The sequence below is a fragment of the Luteimonas sp. gir genome (genome assembly GCF_037198055.1).
Classification (GTDB): domain Bacteria; phylum Pseudomonadota; class Gammaproteobacteria; order Xanthomonadales; family Xanthomonadaceae; genus Luteimonas; species Luteimonas citri_A.
Genome location: NZ_JBBAXQ010000012.1, coordinates 84,909 through 100,724, shown reverse-complemented (window position 1 = coordinate 100,724; position 15,816 = coordinate 84,909). Strand labels below are relative to the sequence as shown.

Here is a 15,816-nt window from a genome sequence, read left to right as displayed (position 1 = left end):
GCCCGCCAGGCGACTGCACGCTGCGCCCGGATACGACACGGCCCGGACATGCCGGGCCGTGTCGGTCATGCCGCGTCCGCGATTAGGCGAACGGGTCCTGCAGCACCATCGTGTGCGCCCGGTCGGGACCGGTGCTGACGATGCTGATCGGGCAGCCGGCCAGCTCCTCGAGCGCGCGCAGATAGGCGCGGGCGGCGGGCGGCAGGTCGTCCCACTCGGTGATGCCGTGGGTGGTCTCTTCCCAGCCCGGGAACTCGAGATACACCGGCGTGCACTCGTCCCAGCCGGCAGCGTCGAGCGGGGCGTACTCGGTGCGCTTGCCGCGGTACTCGTAGGCAATGCAGACCTTGAGCTTCTCCATGCCGTCGAGCACGTCGAGCTTGGTGATGCACAGCCCGGAGATGCCGTTGATGGCGACCGCACGCTTGAGCGCGACGATGTCCATCCAGCCGCAGCGGCGCGGGCGGCCGGTCGAGGCCCCGTATTCCTGGCCGCGATCGCGGATGCCCTGCCCGATCTCGTCATCGAGCTCGGTCGGGAACGGGCCGCCGCCCACGCGCGTGGCGTAGGCCTTGGCGATGCCCAGCACGTAGTCGATCGCGTCCGCGCCCACACCGGTGCCGGCCAGCGCGCCGCCGACGGTGGTGTTGGAGCTGGTGACGTAGGGATAGGTGCCGTGGTCGATGTCGAGCAGCGCGCCCTGCGCGCCCTCGAACAGCACCTTGCTGCCCTGCTTGCGCAGGTCGTGCAGGATGCCGGCGACGTCGGACTTCATCGGCTCGACGTATTCGCCGAAGGCCAGCGCTTCGTCGTAGGTCTTCTGGAAATCCACCGCGTCCACGCCCAGGTACCGGGTCAGCACGAAGTTGTGATAGTCGAGCGCGGTGCGCAGCTGGTCCTCGAGCTGCTTGGGATAGTGCAGATCGGCGACGCGAATGCCGCGGCGCGCGACCTTGTCCTCGTACGCCGGGCCGATGCCGCGGCCGGTGGTGCCAATGGCCTTGCCGCCGGCGGCCTTCTCGCGGGCCTGATCCAGGGCGATGTGGTAAGGCATGATCAGCGGCGTGGCCGGGCTGATCTTCAGCCGCGAGCGGACCTCGATGCCGGCCGCCTCGAGCTCGCCGATCTCCTTGATCAACGCCGCGGGGCTGAGCACCACGCCGTTGCCGATCAGGCACAGCGCATCGTCGCGCAGGATGCCCGAGGGAATGAGGTGGAGAACGGTCTTCTTGCCGCCGATGACCAGCGTATGGCCGGCGTTGTGGCCGCCCTGGAAGCGCACCACGGCGCCGATGTCCTGCGTGAGCAGGTCGACGATCTTGCCCTTGCCTTCGTCGCCCCACTGAGCGCCGAGCACCACGACTGACTGACCCATCTTGATGACTCCTGTTGCATGCGGCCATCGGGGCCGCTGGGTGGGTCCGCACCTGGACCGACGCGCCGCTGCGGACCGCGCCATCGGGGCGCCGTCCACCGCGCCGGACCCGGACACGGAAAAAGCCGGCAACCGCGCCCTTGCGAGGGCCGCCTGCCGGCTTTTGTGCATTCTCCGGGTTTTCGTCGCGCGGGGCCACCCCGGATGCAGGCCGGGATTCATCCACCGCGCGCGAGCGCTTCTAGCCCGCGCCGCGCACCAGCACCAGGGCTGTCACGCCCAACAGCAGGATCACACCGCCCACGCGCCGCAGCGCGCCCGACGACATCGCCAGCATCTGGGCTGCGGTGCGCTTCCACAGGCCCGGGGCGACGAAGAGGATCAGGCCCTCGATCACCGCCACCAGGCACAGTGCCGCCCACAACTGCGACATCGACGTGCTCAGCGGTCGCTGCGCAGGTACTGCAGGAACGGGTCGTTGCGCTCGAGCACGATCACGCTGTCGCCCTTCTCGAACGCCTTGCGGTACGACTCCAGGCTGCGCTGGAAGGCGTAGAAGCCCGGATCGCGGCTGGCGGCCTCGCCGTAGATACGGGTCGCCTCGGCATCGCCCTCGCCTCGCAGCTTCTGTGCATCGCGCTCGGCCTCGGCCAGCAGCACCGTCTGCTCGCGATCGGCCTGACCGCGGATCGCGCGCGCCTGCTCCTCGCCCTCGGCGCGCAGCCGGGTGGCGACCTCGCGGCGCTCGGCGCGCATGCGGTCGTAGACCTGCACGATGACCTGGCTGTCGGTGGGCAGGTCGATCTGCTTGAGGCGGATATCGACGATCTGCATACCCAGCGACTTGGCGGCTTCGTTGATGCCCGGCAACTGGCGGTCGACGAACTGCGCACGGTTGCCCGAGACCAGCTCGGTCAGCGTGTTGGCGTTGATCTCGTTGCGCAACGAGTTCTTGATGATCGGCTCCAGGCGCAGGCTGGCGTCGTCCTCGCGGCCCTGGGTGGCGCGATAGAACGCGGCGGCGTCGCTGATGGTGACGATCGCGACGAAGTCGACGCTGACGTCCTTGCGCTCGGAGGTCAGCGAGCGCTCGGGCGAGAACGCGCTGGCGTTGAAGCGGCGGTCGAAGATCCGCGCCGACTCGATCAATGGGACCTTGAAGTGCAAACCCGGGCCGATATCGGTGCGGGCCACGCGGCCGAGGTTGAGCACCAGGGCGACCTGGCCTTCGCGGACCACGAACACCGAGCCCATCAGGCCCAGCAGCACGATGATCAGCAGCGGAATGACGAAATTCAGTCTCATCGGGAGCCTCCATCGCGCGGCGGGCGCGGCAGCTGGGAGGACCGCGCGGGCGCCTGGGCGGCCTCGCGGGTGGCCTCGACGGTCGGCGACAGCACCTCGGGCGGGACCAGCGACGGCGCGGCCTGGGACGAAGCCCCGCCACCGGCCATCGGGACGTAGATCAGCTGACGGCCATCGCCGCCGACCACGGTGCGGTTCTCGGCGAGCACCTGCTGCACGGTATCGAGCCACAGGCGCTTGCGGGTGACGTCGGGCGCCTTGGCGTACTCCTCGACCAGCAGCGAGAAGCGGGTCGCGTCACCGGTGGCGCGGGCGATCTCGGCGGTCTTGTAGCCTTCGGCCTGCGCGCGGATACGCGCGGCCTCACCGCGTGCCTCGGGCACGATCTTGGCGGCGTAGGCGCCGGCTTCCTTGACCAGCTGTTCGTTCATCTGCTGGGCGCTGTTGACCTCGTCGAAGGCCGGCTTGACCTCCTCGGGCGGACGCGCGTCCTGCAGGTTGAGCTCGGTGACCGCCAGGCCCGTCTGATAGCTGTTGAGCGAGGCCTGCAGCGATTCCTGCGCCGCGGTCGACAGCGGGCCACGGGCATTGAGCGCAGCGTCGAGGTTGGCACGGCCGATCTGCTCGCGCACCGCGCTGACCGCAGTTTGCTCGAGCATCTCGCGCGCATTGCGGGTGCCATAGAGATACTTGATCGGATCGCCGACCCGATACTGCACGTTGAACGAGACCACGACGATGTTCTCGTCGCGGGTCAGCACCGGCACGGTGTTGCTGTAGGACTGCACCGTGGTCGCATCGACCTTGGTCACGCGCTCGATCGGCCACGGCAGCTTGAAGTTCGGACCCGGGCCCATGACACGTGCGGCCTGGCCGAAACGCAGCACCACGCCACGCTGCTGTTCGCCGACCAGCACGAAGCAGTTGAGCAGCACGATGACGACCAGCGCGACCGCGAACCAGCGTAGCGGGTTGCCGCCACCGCCACCACCGAACAAACCGCGCAGTTGGTCGATCAGGCCGTCGAACGCACCGCCACCGCGACCACGGCGGCCGCCGTTACGGCGCGGCGGCCAGGGATTGCGGTCACCGCCGCCGGACCCGCGACGGTCCGGGGACTCGTTGTCCTTGTTCTTGCCGGGAATGTTCCAGGCCATGCCTGCTCCAATTTCGGGCGCGCAGCCTGCGTCGGCGACGGCGCGGGGATTGCATAGTCTAACCGGCTCCCGGGCTGCGGACGCCACGGCGCCAGCAGGAAACACGGTCGTCGATGTCGGAAAAACGCGGGGGGAAGATCGGGGAATGAGCGTGATGGGTGCGCTTGCGCGGGGCACACCCACGACCGGCGACCCAGATCAGATGGTGTCGGGGTCGTCGACAGGCAAGAGCGCGCGCAACGGCGCGCCCTCGGGTTGCGCGGCCAGGCGTGCGGCGTCGGCATGCGCCAGATCGACCTGTAGCCGCCAACCGCCGGCCTCCTCGGCCACTTCCTCGCGCACTGCCTCGAGCGCGTGCAGGCGCGCACGCAACCGGCCCGCCTCGGGCGGCAACGCCACGCTACCGACGATGCGGCGCATGCCCAAGCGGCGCGCCAGTGCCTGCGACAGCAGCTCCAGGCCGAGCCCGTCGCGCGCGGAGATCCACACCGCCTCGCGCACGGCATCGTCGGCGAGCGCCGCCGGATCCATGTCGTAGCGCGGCGTAGCGCCGTCGATACGGTCGATCTTGTTGAACACCAGCAACTGCGGCAGCTCACCGGCGCCGATCTCGCCGAGCACCGCATCGACCTGGGCGATGCGCTCGTTGCGCAATGGATCGGCGGCGTCGATGACGTGCAGCAGCAGATCGGCCTCGCGCGCCTCGCTCAACGTGGAGCGGAAGGCGGCGACGAGTTCGTGCGGCAGGTCGCGGACGAAGCCGACCGTGTCGGCGAGCACGATCGCACCGCCCGACAGGTCGACCCGGCGCACGGTCGGGTCCAGGGTCGCGAACAACTGGTCGGCCGCGTAGGCGTCCGCGCCGCTGAGCGTATTGAACAGCGTCGACTTGCCGGCGTTGGTGTAGCCGACCAGGGCGACACGCGGCAGTTCGCTGCGCACGCGCGCGCGGCGCATCTGGGTGCGCTGCACCTCGACCTTGCCCAGCCTGGCCTGCAACTGCTCGACCCGCTTCTGCAGCAGACGGCGGTCGGTCTCGAGCTGGGTCTCGCCCGGACCGCGCAGGCCGATCGAACCACCGCGCTGGCGCTCCAGGTGGGTCCAGCCGCGCACCAGGCGCGTGGCCATGTGGCGCAGCTGCGCCAGCTCGACCTGCAGCTTGCCTTCGTGGCTGCGCGCGCGCTGGGCGAAGATGTCGAGGATCAGCCCGGTGCGGTCGACCACGCGCCGCTCGAGCGCACGCTCGAGGTTGCGCTCCTGGCCGGGCGAGAGCCGGTGGTTAACCAGAATCAGGTCGGCGCCGCTGGCCTCGGCCGCGGCCTTGACCTCTTCCAGCTTGCCGCTGCCGATCAGCGTGGCCGCGTTGGGGCGGTCGATGCGCGCGGGGATCACCATCGCGACATGGGCACCGGCCGAGCGCGCGAGCTCGGAAAATTCCTCGAGCACGCCTTCGTCGGCCGGGCCGTGCGCGTGGGGCTGGATCAACAGCGCGTTTTCACCCTTTCGGGAGCGTTCGAACAAGCGGGGTCAGACCTCTGGGTTCATTCGGGTTGTTCGGCGGCGTCGTCGCCCGAACCGTTTGCAGACTCAACGAAACCGCCACCGGGAGCCACGCGCACGTTGCGCGCCGGCACCACGGTCGAGATCGCATGCTTGTAGACCATCTGGCTCACGGTGTTGCGCAGCAGCACCACGAATTGGTCGAACGACTCGATCGTGCCCTGCAGTTTGATGCCGTTGACGAGGTAAATCGAGACCGGTACGCGCTCTCGGCGCAGTGCGTTCAGGAAAGGATCCTGCAAGGACTGTCCCTTGGACATCGTGTTCCCCAGCTTGGTTATTGTTGTCGGGCGCTGGCCCGTCGACGCCACTCCCCGCGACGCGACCCGCCGATGTTACACAACCCTTGCCCCGCGCGTACGGGACGGTTCGTCTCGATCGGCCTGCCGGGGTCGCGCAGCACGGTTCAGCCGTCTCCGGCGCCTACCACGGGACGCACCGCCAATGCCTGGTCCACCGCGGCATCGAGCGCGGCGCGCTCGCGCACCGGGTCGAACCAGCGCACCTGGCTACGCCCACGCAGCCAGGTGAACTGGCGCTTGGCCAGCTGCCGGGTCGCAGCGATCGCGCGCTCGCGCATCGACGCCGCATCCCCCAGCCCGTCCAGGTACTCCCAAGCCTGGCGGTAGCCGACGGCGCGGATCGCCGGCAGCTCGAGCGGCGTGGGATGGGCGCGCAGTTGCGGCAAGGCTCGCAGCGCGCGGACCTCGTCGAGGAAGCCGGCCGCGAGCATCGCATCGAAACGTGCCGCGATCCGCGCATGCAGCTCGGTGCGCTCGGGCGGCGCGATCGCCAACTGCAGCACGCGCGCCGGAAACGGCGGCGCCTCGGACGGACGACGCTGCCAGTCGCTGATCGGCACGCCGCTCAGGCGATGCACTTCGAGCGCCCGCTGGATGCGCTGCGGATCGCCCGTCCCGATCCGCGCCGCGGCCTCCGGATCCACTGCCGCAAGCTGGGCATGCAACGCCGGCCAGCCAAGTGCGGCGGCCTGCGCGGTGATCTCCGCCCGCACGGCCGGGTCGGCGGCCGGCATCGGCGACAGGCCTTCGAGCAGCGCGGCAAAGTACAACCCGGTGCCACCGGCGAGGATCGGCAGCCGGCCGCGGGCGAGGATGTCCTCGATCGCGTGGCGGGCATCGACGGCGAACTCGGCCGCCGAATAGGTCTGCCACGGATCGCGCAGGTCGAGCATGTGGTGCGCGACGCGGGCGCGCTCGGCGGCATCGGGCTTGGCCGCGCCGATGTCCAGCCCGCGATACACCAGCGCCGAGTCGACGCTGACGATCTCGCCATTGAAGCGCTCGGCCAGGGCCAGCGCCAGCGCGGATTTGCCCGAGGCGGTCGGGCCCATCAGCGCGATCACCCAGGGCCGGGCGTCGCCGGCGTTCATCGCGTGCGGATGCGCACAGGCCTCACGCGTCGCCGCCGCGGCCCAGCACACTGTTGCGCCGCGCGTAGAGCAGGTAGACCAGGACGCCGAACACGTTCCAGGCCAGGAACCACAACTGCGTGCGCTGCGGCAGGCTCCAGAACAGGTAGGTGCAACCGAGGATCGCGATCGGGCCGATGACCCAGGCCAGCGGCGCACGGAACACGCGCGTGCGCTGCGGGTCGCGTACGCGCAGCACCAGCATGCATAGCGCGACCGCGGTGAACGCAGCCAGCGTGCCTGCATTGGCGAGCGCAGCGATCTCGTCCAAACGTGCCACGCCGGCGAGCGCGGCGACCAGCACTGCGGTGAACAGCGTGATCATCACCGGCGTACCGCGCCGGGCATCGACCTTGGACAGCGCGCGCGGCAGCAGGCCGTCGCGCGACATCACGAAGAAGACCCGGCTCTGACCGTAGAAGAACGCCAGCAGCACCGTCGGCAGCGCAACCACCGCCGCACCCGAGACGATGCCCGACGCGGCGCCCTGTCCCAACTCGCGCATGATCAGCGCCAGCGGCGCCGGGCTCTGCGCGAACAGTGTGTAGTGCATCGCGCCCACTGCTGCCAGCGCGACCAGCAGGTAGATCACCGTGCAGCCGACCATCGAACCGATGATGCCGATCGACAGATCGCGCTTGGGATTGCGGGTTTCCTCGGCCGCGGTGGAGATCGCATCGAAGCCGTAGAAGGCGAAGAAGATGATGGCCGCAGCCGCCATCACCCCACGCTCCACGCCATCGCCGCCCATGCTCTTGGCGAAACCGTGGGGCATGAACGGCTCGAGATTCGCGGCGTCGAAGTGCGGCAGCGCGATCGCGACGAACACCGCCAACGCGGCGACCTTGACCACGACCAGGATCGCGTTGAGCGTCGCGCTCTCCTTGGTTCCCACCACCAGCAGGCCGGCAACGGCGAAGGTGATCAGCACCGCCGGCAGGTTGATCATGCCGCCCGCGTGCGGCCCGACCGCGATCGCCTGCGGCACGGTCACGCCGATGCCGGTCAGGAACTCGACCACCGAGCCCGACCAGCCCACCGCGACCGCGCTCACGACCAGCGAGTACTCCAGGATCAGGCTCCAGCCGACGATCCAGGCGATGCCCTCGCCGAGCACCGCATAGCTGTAGGTGTAGGCACTGCCGGCGGCCGGCATCATCGTCGACATCTCGGCGTAGGCGAGCGCGGCGCAGGCGCAGACCACGCCGGCAACGAGGAACGACAGCAGCACTGCCGGGCCGGCGAGGTTCGCACCGACGCCGATCAGGGTGTAGATGCCCGTGCCCACGATCGCGCCGATGCCCAGCGCGACCAGGTGCGGCCAGCCGAGGGTGGGCACCAGCCGGCGTCCTTCCTCGTGCACGGTGATCAGATCGATGTTCTTGCGCCGCAACCAGGCCTGCATGCGGGAATCCCCACCCGAAACGAAGCGCACAGTGTGGGGCATCCCCCGCCCCATTGCGATGTGCGCTGCGGCAGCCGGTCGCAGCCACCTGCGACGCCGACCCGACGTCGCCAGCGACGCTCAGGCGTCGTCGGGCCACTGGATAGTCGGCGGTGCCGCAACCCGCGGACGCGGCACCGCCGCCACCGCAAGCCAGACCTGCAGCGCGTCGACGGTCGCCGCGACATCGTGCACGCGCAGCAGCCGGGCCCCGTTCTGGGCGGCGATCAGGTGGGCGGCCACCGACCCGGCGACGCGCTCGAACGCCACCTCGCGCCCGGTCAACTCTCCGATGCTGCGCTTGCGCGACAGGCCGGCCAGCACCGGCACGCCGAGTTCGCCCAAGCGCGCGAGCTGGGCCAGCAGCGCGAGATTGTGCGCGGTGGTCTTGCCGAAGCCGAAGCCCGGATCGACGACGATCCGGCGGCGCTCGATCCCGGCCATCTCGGCAGCGAAGATGCGCTCGGCCAAAAACCGGTGCACCTCGGCGACCACGTCGTCGTACTCGGGCGCATCCTGCATGCCGCGCGGCTCGCCGAGCATGTGCATCAGCACGACCGGCACGCCGAGCGCGGCGGCGGTCTCGAGCGCGCCTTCGCGGCGCAGCCCGTAGACATCGTTGATTAGGCCCGCACCGGCCTCGACCGCGGCGCGCATGACCTCGGGCTTGGAGGTGTCGATGCTGATCGGCAACGCGGTCTGCGCGACCAGTGCCTCGACCACTGGCAGCACCCGCCGCAGTTCCTCGTCGACCGGCACTTCGTCGGCACCGGGCCGGGTCGACTCGCCGCCGATGTCGAGCACGTCGGCGCCCGCCTCGGCCAGCCGCAGGCCATGCGCGATCGCGGCCTCCAACGTTGCATGCGCGCCGCCGTCGGAGAACGAATCGGGGGTGACATTGACGATGCCCATGACCCGCGGGCGGTCGAGCCGCAGGACGCGGCCGTTGCAGTCGAGCTGGGGAGCGGTGTCGAACATGGGGCGTCGGGACTCGGGGTGAGACGGGGCGTCGATTATCGGACGTCCGGCCTCGCAACGCCCCTCACGCAAAACGGCACCCGGTCGCCCGGGTGCCGCTGCGTTGAATCACATCCCGCGCGCCAGCCTGGCCCTCATGCCTGCTCGGCGGCCCCCCCGATCGGCTGCAGCGGCCGCTTGCCGCCGGTGTCGCCGTCGTCGCCCCCACCGCCGGGCGGGTTGGCCTTGCCCCAGCCCATCGGCGGCGGCGGATCGCGGCCTTCCATGATCGCGTCGATCTGCGGCACGTCGATGGTCTCGTACTCGAGCAGCAGCTTGGACATCGCGTGCAGCTTGTCGATGTTGCCGGTCAGGATCTCGCGGGTGCGGGCATAGGCCCGGTCCAGGATCTCGCGCACGACTTCGTCGATCTTGCGCGCGGTGTCGTCGGAGACGCTCTTGTGCTGGGTGACCGAACGGCCCAGGAACACCTCGTCGTCCTCTTCGCCGTAGGCGATCGGGCCCATGACGTCCGACAGGCCCCACTTGGTGACCATGTTGCGGGCGATCTTGGTCGCGCGCTCGATGTCGTTCGACGCGCCGGTGGTGACCTTGTCCTCGCCGAAGATCAGCTCCTCGGCGACGCGCCCGCCGTACAGCGAGCACAGCTGGGATTCGATCGCCACGCGGTTCATCGAGTACTTGTCGCCCTCGGGCAAGTACATGGTCACGCCCAGCGCGCGGCCGCGCGGAATGATCGTGACCTTGTAGACCGGGTCGTGCTCGGGCACCAGGCGGCCGACGATCGCGTGGCCGGCCTCGTGGTAGGCGGTGAGCGTCTTCTCGTCCTCGCTCATCGCCATCGAGCGGCGCTCGGCGCCCATCAGGATCTTGTCGCGCGCGCGATCGAAGTGGTCCATGCGGACCTCCTTGGCGTTCTCGCGCGCGGCAAACAACGCCGCCTCGTTGACCAGGTTCGCCAGATCCGCGCCGGAGAAGCCCGGCGTGCCGCGGGCCACCACCAGCGGCTGCACGTCTTCGTCGAGCGGGACCTTGCGCATGTGGACCTTGAGGATCTGTTCGCGGCCCTTGACGTCGGGCAGACCGACGACGACCTGGCGGTCGAAGCGGCCCGGACGCAGCAGCGCCGGGTCGAGCACGTCGGGCCGGTTGGTCGCGGCGACCACGATCACGCCCTCGCCGCCCTCGAACCCGTCCATCTCGACCAGCAACTGGTTGAGGGTCTGCTCGCGCTCGTCGTGACCGCCGCCCAGGCCGGCGCCGCGATGACGGCCGACCGCGTCGATCTCGTCGATGAAGATGATGCACGGCGCCTGCTTCTTGGCCTGCTCGAACATGTCGCGCACGCGCGAGGCGCCGACACCGACGAACATCTCGACGAAGTCGGAGCCGGAGATCGAGAAGAACGGCACCTTGGCCTCGCCGGCGATCGCCTTGGCGAGCAGCGTCTTGCCGGTGCCGGGGGGGCCGACCATCAGCACGCCGCGCGGAATCTTGCCGCCGAGTTTCTGAAACTTGGAGGGATCGCGCAGGAACTCGACCAGCTCGGACACTTCCTCCTTGGCCTCGTCGCAGCCGGCGACGTCGGCGAAGGTGACCTTGGTCTGCTCCTCGCTCAGCAGTTTGGCGCGCGACTTGCCGAAGGACATCGCGCCCTTGCCGCCGCCCTGCTGCATCTGCCGCATCATGAAGAACCAGAAGCCGATGATCAGCGCGACCGGCAGCAACTGGATCAGGATGTAACCCAGCGAGATGCCACTCGACGGCGGTGCCTGGTCGATCGCGACGTTGTGGTTCATCAGGTCGTCGATCATGCGGTCGTCGCGCCGCGGGGCGATCACCGTGCCCGTCTGCCCGCCCTTGGTCTTGAACGTGATGGTGCGCTCGTCCTCGGCGATCTTCACCGAGCCGATCTGGTCACGACGCACCTGCTCCATGAACTGCGAGTACTGGACGTCCTGGCCGCCGGCGGCACCGGTGCGCGGGCTGAAGCTCTGGAAGACCACCATCAACACGATGGCGACCACCACCCAGAGCAACAGATTCTTGACCAGATCGTTCATGTGATTGTTCGACTCTTCATTAGGTGGAGCGAGAAAACCGTCGCCACGCCGGCCGATGGTACTACGGCCATGTGGTGCCGCCGTTCATGGGCCCAAGCCCCGAAGCGGCGTCCGCTCAGCGCGGCCGCTTGCCCTGGGCCAGGGCGTAGACCTCGGGCGAACGCTGCCGGGAGGCGGCCGGCTTGCGGATCGAGAGTTTCTCGTACCGCTGCCGCAGGTCCTTCACGTAGGCGTCGAAATCGGTGCCCTGGAACAGCTTGATGAGGAAGGTGCCACCGGTGCGCAGGTGGTCGTCGGCGAATGCCATCGCCAGCTCGGCCAGGTGCATCGCCCGTGGCTGGTCGACAGCGTCGATACCGCTTTTGTTGGGGGCCATGTCCGACAACACAAGGTCCACCTGCTGCCCGCCAAGCGCGGCCTCGAGCGCGGCCAGCACCGCATCCTCGCGGAAATCGCCATGCAGGAACTCGACCCCGGCCAGCGACGGCATCTCCAGGATGTCGAGCGCGATCACCCGTCCGCTGTCGCCCAGGGCGTGCCGGACCCACTGCGACCAGCCGCCGGGCGCGGCGCCAAGGTCGACGACGACCATGCCCGGCTTGAGCAGCCGGCTGCGTTCGACCAGTTCCTCGAGCTTGTACGCCGCACGCGAGCGCAGCCCCTCGGCCTGCGCCTTCTTCACGTAGGGGTCGGAGAAATGTTCTTTCAGCCAGCGCTGGCTGCTTTTGCTGCGGGAGGCCATTGCCGGCTCGGTCGGGCTGAACGGAGGACGCGAACGGCCATGATATCCTGCGGGCCGTTTTCATTCCTGCGACCGGTTCATCCATGAGTAACGTCCTGACCGCTGCCCAGACCCGTTTTCTGCGCGGCCAGGCCCATGGCATCAAGGCCATGTTGCAGGTGGGCGGCAAAGGCATTACCGATGCCCTGGTCGCCGAGATCGATGCCGCGCTCGAGCATCACGAACTGATCAAGGTGAAGGTCGGGGCCGCCGACCGCGAGGCCCGCGACGCAATGATCGCCGAGCTGGCCGAACGCACGGACAGTGCGCTGGTCCAGCGCATCGGCCACGTCGCCGTGCTCTACCGGCAGAGCCGCGACCGTCGCCAGATCGTGCTGCCGCGGGCCTGAGCGCCCGGTCCGCCGATGCAGCTCAGCCTTGAAACGCCCGACTTCGACTACGTCCTGCGCGGCGCGGACGGCAGCAGCGCGCGGGTCAACGACCGCCAGCTGACCCGCAGCTTCATCGTCGCGCCGCGTGCGCTGGTCGAGGACTGGCCGGCCACCTCGGTGCGCACGCTGGACCTCGAGGCCCTCGCCCCGGTGCTGGCGCTCGAGCCCGAAGTGATCCTGCTGGGGACCGGCGCCGCCCAGGCCTTCCCGCCGGCCGCAACGATGGCCGCCTGCCTGTCGCGCGGCGTCGGCCTGGAAGCGATGACCAATGCCGCCGCGGCGCGCACCTTCAATGTGCTGGCCGGCGAAGGCCGGCGGGTGGTGGCGGCGTTCGTGCTGGAGGACGGCGCGTCGTGATCGCTGATTCGATGTCGGCGGCGCACCGCTGACGTCGACGCATCACGCCTTCACGCCTGCCCCTGTCGCCGGCTCATCGCGCCGGCAGATAGGACAACGGATCGACCGGCTTGCCGTTGTAGCGAATCTCGAAGTGCAGCATGTCGCGGGCGGCGCCGCTGCGGCCCATCTCGGCGATCTGCTGTCCGGCGCGGACGCGCTCGCCTTCGTTGACCCGTCGAGTGCGATTGTGGCCGTAGGCCGACAGCCACTGCTCGTCGTGCTTGACGATGATCAACTCGCCGTAGCCGACCAGACCCGAGCCGGAATAGACCACGACGCCATCGGCCGCCGCGCGGACCGGCTGTCCGCCGGTGCCGGCGATGTCGATGCCCTGCTTGGTGGGTTCGTTGGCGACGTAGCGCGCGATCAACTGCCCGTCGGTCGGCCACTGCCACTGGAACGGGCTGCGCGCCGGTGGCGGCGCGGGCGGCTGCGGCGCCGACTGGGTCGGCTGCACCGGCTGGCGCGTGCCGCCCGACGACGCGGCGACGGACCCGCCGCGTCCACCCGGATACAGGCGCAGCCGCTGGCCGGGATAGATGGTGTACGGCGGGGGGATGCTGTTCCAGGTCGCCAGGTCCAGGACGCTGATGCCGTTGTTTGACGCGATGCGGTACAGCGTGTCGCCACGCTGCACGACCACGCTCTGCCCCGGCTTCGGGGTCGAGGTGCGCGCCGCGCCACCCTCGCGCACCACCCGGCTGCTGCCGCAGCCGACGAGCAGCAAGGCCGTCAACACCAGTACCACGATCCTCATCGGCGAAACTCCATCCAGACCAGTCCGACTGCGACCAGGCCGACCATCAGCCAGCCTAGCCATTCGATGTAGCGCCGCAGGATCGGCTCCACACGCGGGCCGCCCCAGGCCATCAACCCGGCGACGAGGAAGAACCGCGCGCCGCGCCCCACCAGCGAGCCGGCGATGAACGGTAACAGCCCGACGCCAAGCGAACCCGACGCAATCGTGAATACCTTGTACGGAATCGGCGTGAAGGCAGCGAGGAAAACGAACACAAACCCATGGCGCAGAAACAGCGCCTGGATCTCCTCGAACGCCGGCTGCCAGCCCATGCGCACGATCCACGGCCAAACGAGATCCAGCGCGTAGTGGCCGATGACGTAGCCCAGCAGGCCGCCGACCACCGAACCGAGCGTGCACAGCAAGGCGTACCGCCACCACTTTCGGGGCTGGGCCAACGCCATCGGCGCGAGCATGACATCAGGCGGGATCGGGAAGACCACCGACTCGGCGGCGCTCATCGACGCGAGATAGCGCGGTGCATGACGATGCCGCGCCCAGGACAGCACGCGCTCGTAGAGCGCCTCGAACAACCGCATCAGTCGATGTATCCCGAAAGCAATGGCACGAACGCGACCGCGGCGACATCCTGCTGCACGAGTCGGCCATCGGCCTGCTTGTGCAGCACCAGCAACCGCTGCGCGCCCGCCGCGCCGACCGGCGCGACCAGCGTGCCGCCGTCGGCGAGCTGCGCGGTCAGCGCATCGACCAGCGCAGGGCCGGCCGCGGTGACCACGATGCCGTCGAACGGTCCGTTTTCAGGCCAGCCGATGCGACCGTCGTCGTGCTTGCTGCGGACATTGAGGCCGAGCGAGCGGAAGCGCTTGCGCGCCACGCGCAGCAACTCGCCGATGCGTTCGACCGTATGCACCTCGATGCCGAGCGCGGCGAGGATCGTGGCCTGGTAGCCCGACCCGGTGCCCACTTCGAGCACTTTGCGCGGCATGCCGTTGGCCAACAGGGCCTCGGTCATGCGGGCGACCACCCAGGGCTGGGAGATCGTCTGGCCATGCCCGATCGGCAGCGCGGTGTCTTCGTAGGCGCGGGTCGCCAACGCCTCGTCGACGAACAGGTGCCGGGGCACGGTGCGGATCGCATTGAGCACGCGCTCATCGGAAATCCCGCCGCCCGGATGCGCGCCATCGCGCAGGCGCTCGATCAGGCGGTCACGCACGCGCTGCGAGGTCATGCCCACGCCCAACGCCTCGGGTTGCAACCGCATGCGTGCCATCATGCCTGCGTCGCCCGGAGCCCGGCCTCCAGTCCGCCGACCCAGTTGGCGACATGCTCGAGCGCCTGGTACCGGGTGAGATCGACATGGATCGGGCTGATCGAGATATGCCGCGTGCGCACGGCATGGAAATCGGTACCGGGGCCGGCGTCCTGCTCCGGGCCGGCTGCACCGATCCACCAGAACGTCCGGCCGCGCGGGTCGACAATCGGCGTACAGCCCTCGGCGCGGTGGCGATTGCCCAGCCGCGTGACCTCGAAGCCTGCGAGGGCGTCCCAGGCGACATCGGGCACGTTGACGTTGAGGATGGTGTCGGCAGGCAGCGGATCGGCCTTGAGCCGGGCGACGATCTCGACCGCGGCGCGCGCAGCGGTCTCGTAGTACTGCCCATCGTGATTGGCCGTGACCAGCGACATCGCGACCGCCGGCAAGCCGCAGAAGCGGCCTTCCATCGCCGCGGCGACGGTGCCCGAATAGATGACGTCGTCACCAAGGTTGGCGGTGTTGTTGATGCCCGACACAACGATGTCGGGTTCGCGATCAAGGAGCCCGGTCATCGCCACATGCACGCAGTCGGTCGGCGTGCCGTGGACCCGCCAGGTCGCCTCGTCGAGCTGCACCACGCGCAGCGGCAGGTCGAGCGTGAGCGAGTTGCTGGCCCCGGACCGGTCGCGGTCGGGGGCGACGATCAGCACCTCGTGCCCCGCATCGCGCAGCCCCTGGGCGAGGATCCGGATGCCCGGTGCGTCGACGCCGTCGTCGTTGCTGACCAGTACGCGCATGAACGTTTCCGAAAGCCCCCTGCGGTTGGCGAAGCGGACATGATAACGGATGCGTCCTACGCGCCCCAGCTTGCGCGGGCGCACGATCCTGCGCATGACCGGCGTCCGCGCTACGCTG

At 69.4% G+C, this 15,816-nt stretch carries 17 protein-coding genes; 2 read left to right on the top strand and 15 right to left on the bottom strand.

From position 1 onward, the window contains the following. Positions 1-82: 82 nt before the first annotated feature. The 11 genes from WAF18_RS14545 to rlmE form a co-directional block, all read right to left on the bottom strand. The gene (locus tag WAF18_RS14545) at positions 83-1,375 is read right to left on the bottom strand and encodes an adenylosuccinate synthase (protein WP_337245731.1); all 1,293 of its coding nucleotides are present in this window, start codon (positions 1,373-1,375) and stop codon (positions 83-85) included. A gap of 241 nt (positions 1,376-1,616) precedes the next feature. After that, complete coding sequence (locus WAF18_RS14540; protein WP_337245730.1) at positions 1,617-1,808, bottom strand: DUF2065 family protein; 192 nt, start codon at positions 1,806-1,808, stop codon at positions 1,617-1,619. A gap of 8 nt (positions 1,809-1,816) precedes the next feature. Then, positions 1,817-2,680 carry a protease modulator HflC gene (gene hflC, locus WAF18_RS14535; RefSeq protein WP_337245729.1) on the bottom strand — a complete coding sequence of 288 codons (864 nt, stop codon included), beginning with the start codon at positions 2,678-2,680 and terminating at the stop codon, positions 1,817-1,819. Then, entirely contained in the window at positions 2,677-3,837 is a 1,161-nt protein-coding gene (gene hflK, locus WAF18_RS14530; protein WP_337245728.1) for an FtsH protease activity modulator HflK, read from the bottom strand. The genes hflC and hflK overlap by 4 nt, the downstream gene beginning before the upstream one ends. A gap of 198 nt (positions 3,838-4,035) precedes the next feature. Next, complete coding sequence (gene hflX / locus WAF18_RS14525; protein ID WP_337245727.1) at positions 4,036-5,358, bottom strand: ribosome rescue GTPase HflX; 1,323 nt, start codon at positions 5,356-5,358, stop codon at positions 4,036-4,038. Positions 5,359-5,378: 20 nt separating this feature from the next. Further along, on the bottom strand, positions 5,379-5,657 hold the full coding sequence (gene hfq, locus WAF18_RS14520; protein ID WP_337245726.1) for an RNA chaperone Hfq: 279 nt from the start codon (positions 5,655-5,657) through the stop codon (positions 5,379-5,381). A gap of 146 nt (positions 5,658-5,803) precedes the next feature. After that, complete coding sequence (miaA, locus tag WAF18_RS14515; RefSeq protein WP_337245725.1) at positions 5,804-6,790, bottom strand: tRNA (adenosine(37)-N6)-dimethylallyltransferase MiaA; 987 nt, start codon at positions 6,788-6,790, stop codon at positions 5,804-5,806. A 22-nt stretch (positions 6,791-6,812) separates the two neighbouring features. Continuing rightward, a complete protein-coding gene (locus WAF18_RS14510) occupies positions 6,813-8,234 on the bottom strand; it encodes an amino acid permease (RefSeq protein WP_337245724.1) in 1,422 nt (473 codons plus the stop codon). Between the two features lie 120 nt (positions 8,235-8,354). Next, entirely contained in the window at positions 8,355-9,251 is an 897-nt protein-coding gene (folP, locus tag WAF18_RS14505; RefSeq protein WP_337245723.1) for a dihydropteroate synthase, read from the bottom strand. A gap of 134 nt (positions 9,252-9,385) precedes the next feature. Next, a complete protein-coding gene (gene ftsH / locus WAF18_RS14500; RefSeq protein ID WP_183425686.1) occupies positions 9,386-11,314 on the bottom strand; it encodes an ATP-dependent zinc metalloprotease FtsH in 1,929 nt (642 codons plus the stop codon). 115 nt (positions 11,315-11,429) lie between these two features. After that, on the bottom strand, positions 11,430-12,056 hold the full coding sequence (rlmE, locus tag WAF18_RS14495; RefSeq protein WP_337245722.1) for a 23S rRNA (uridine(2552)-2'-O)-methyltransferase RlmE: 627 nt from the start codon (positions 12,054-12,056) through the stop codon (positions 11,430-11,432). An 83-nt stretch (positions 12,057-12,139) separates the two neighbouring features. On the opposite strand from rlmE, the gene yhbY reads away from it, so the two are divergent. Both yhbY and WAF18_RS14485 read left to right on the top strand, forming a co-directional pair. Continuing rightward, the gene (gene yhbY / locus WAF18_RS14490) at positions 12,140-12,445 is read left to right on the top strand and encodes a ribosome assembly RNA-binding protein YhbY (protein WP_337245721.1); all 306 of its coding nucleotides are present in this window, start codon (positions 12,140-12,142) and stop codon (positions 12,443-12,445) included. 15 nt (positions 12,446-12,460) lie between these two features. Next, a complete protein-coding gene (locus WAF18_RS14485) occupies positions 12,461-12,844 on the top strand; it encodes an Mth938-like domain-containing protein (RefSeq protein WP_337245720.1) in 384 nt (127 codons plus the stop codon). Between the two features lie 73 nt (positions 12,845-12,917). On the opposite strand, the gene WAF18_RS14480 is transcribed toward WAF18_RS14485, so the two are convergent. The 4 genes from WAF18_RS14480 to surE are packed head-to-tail and all read right to left on the bottom strand — an operon-like array spanning position 12,918 to position 15,698. Beyond that, positions 12,918-13,643 carry a peptidoglycan DD-metalloendopeptidase family protein gene (locus WAF18_RS14480; protein WP_337245719.1) on the bottom strand — a complete coding sequence of 242 codons (726 nt, stop codon included), beginning with the start codon at positions 13,641-13,643 and terminating at the stop codon, positions 12,918-12,920. After that, entirely contained in the window at positions 13,640-14,224 is a 585-nt protein-coding gene (locus WAF18_RS14475) for a YqaA family protein (RefSeq protein ID WP_337245718.1), read from the bottom strand. The genes WAF18_RS14480 and WAF18_RS14475 overlap by 4 nt, the downstream gene beginning before the upstream one ends. Continuing rightward, positions 14,224-14,919, bottom strand: coding sequence for a protein-L-isoaspartate(D-aspartate) O-methyltransferase (locus WAF18_RS14470; protein WP_337245717.1), 696 nt, complete (start codon positions 14,917-14,919; stop codon positions 14,224-14,226). The genes WAF18_RS14475 and WAF18_RS14470 overlap by 1 nt, the downstream gene beginning before the upstream one ends. Beyond that, positions 14,916-15,698, bottom strand: a complete 783-nt coding sequence (gene surE / locus WAF18_RS14465) for a 5'/3'-nucleotidase SurE (RefSeq protein ID WP_337245716.1) — start codon at positions 15,696-15,698, stop codon at positions 14,916-14,918. The genes WAF18_RS14470 and surE overlap by 4 nt, the downstream gene beginning before the upstream one ends. Between the last annotated feature and the right edge of the window lie 118 nt (positions 15,699-15,816).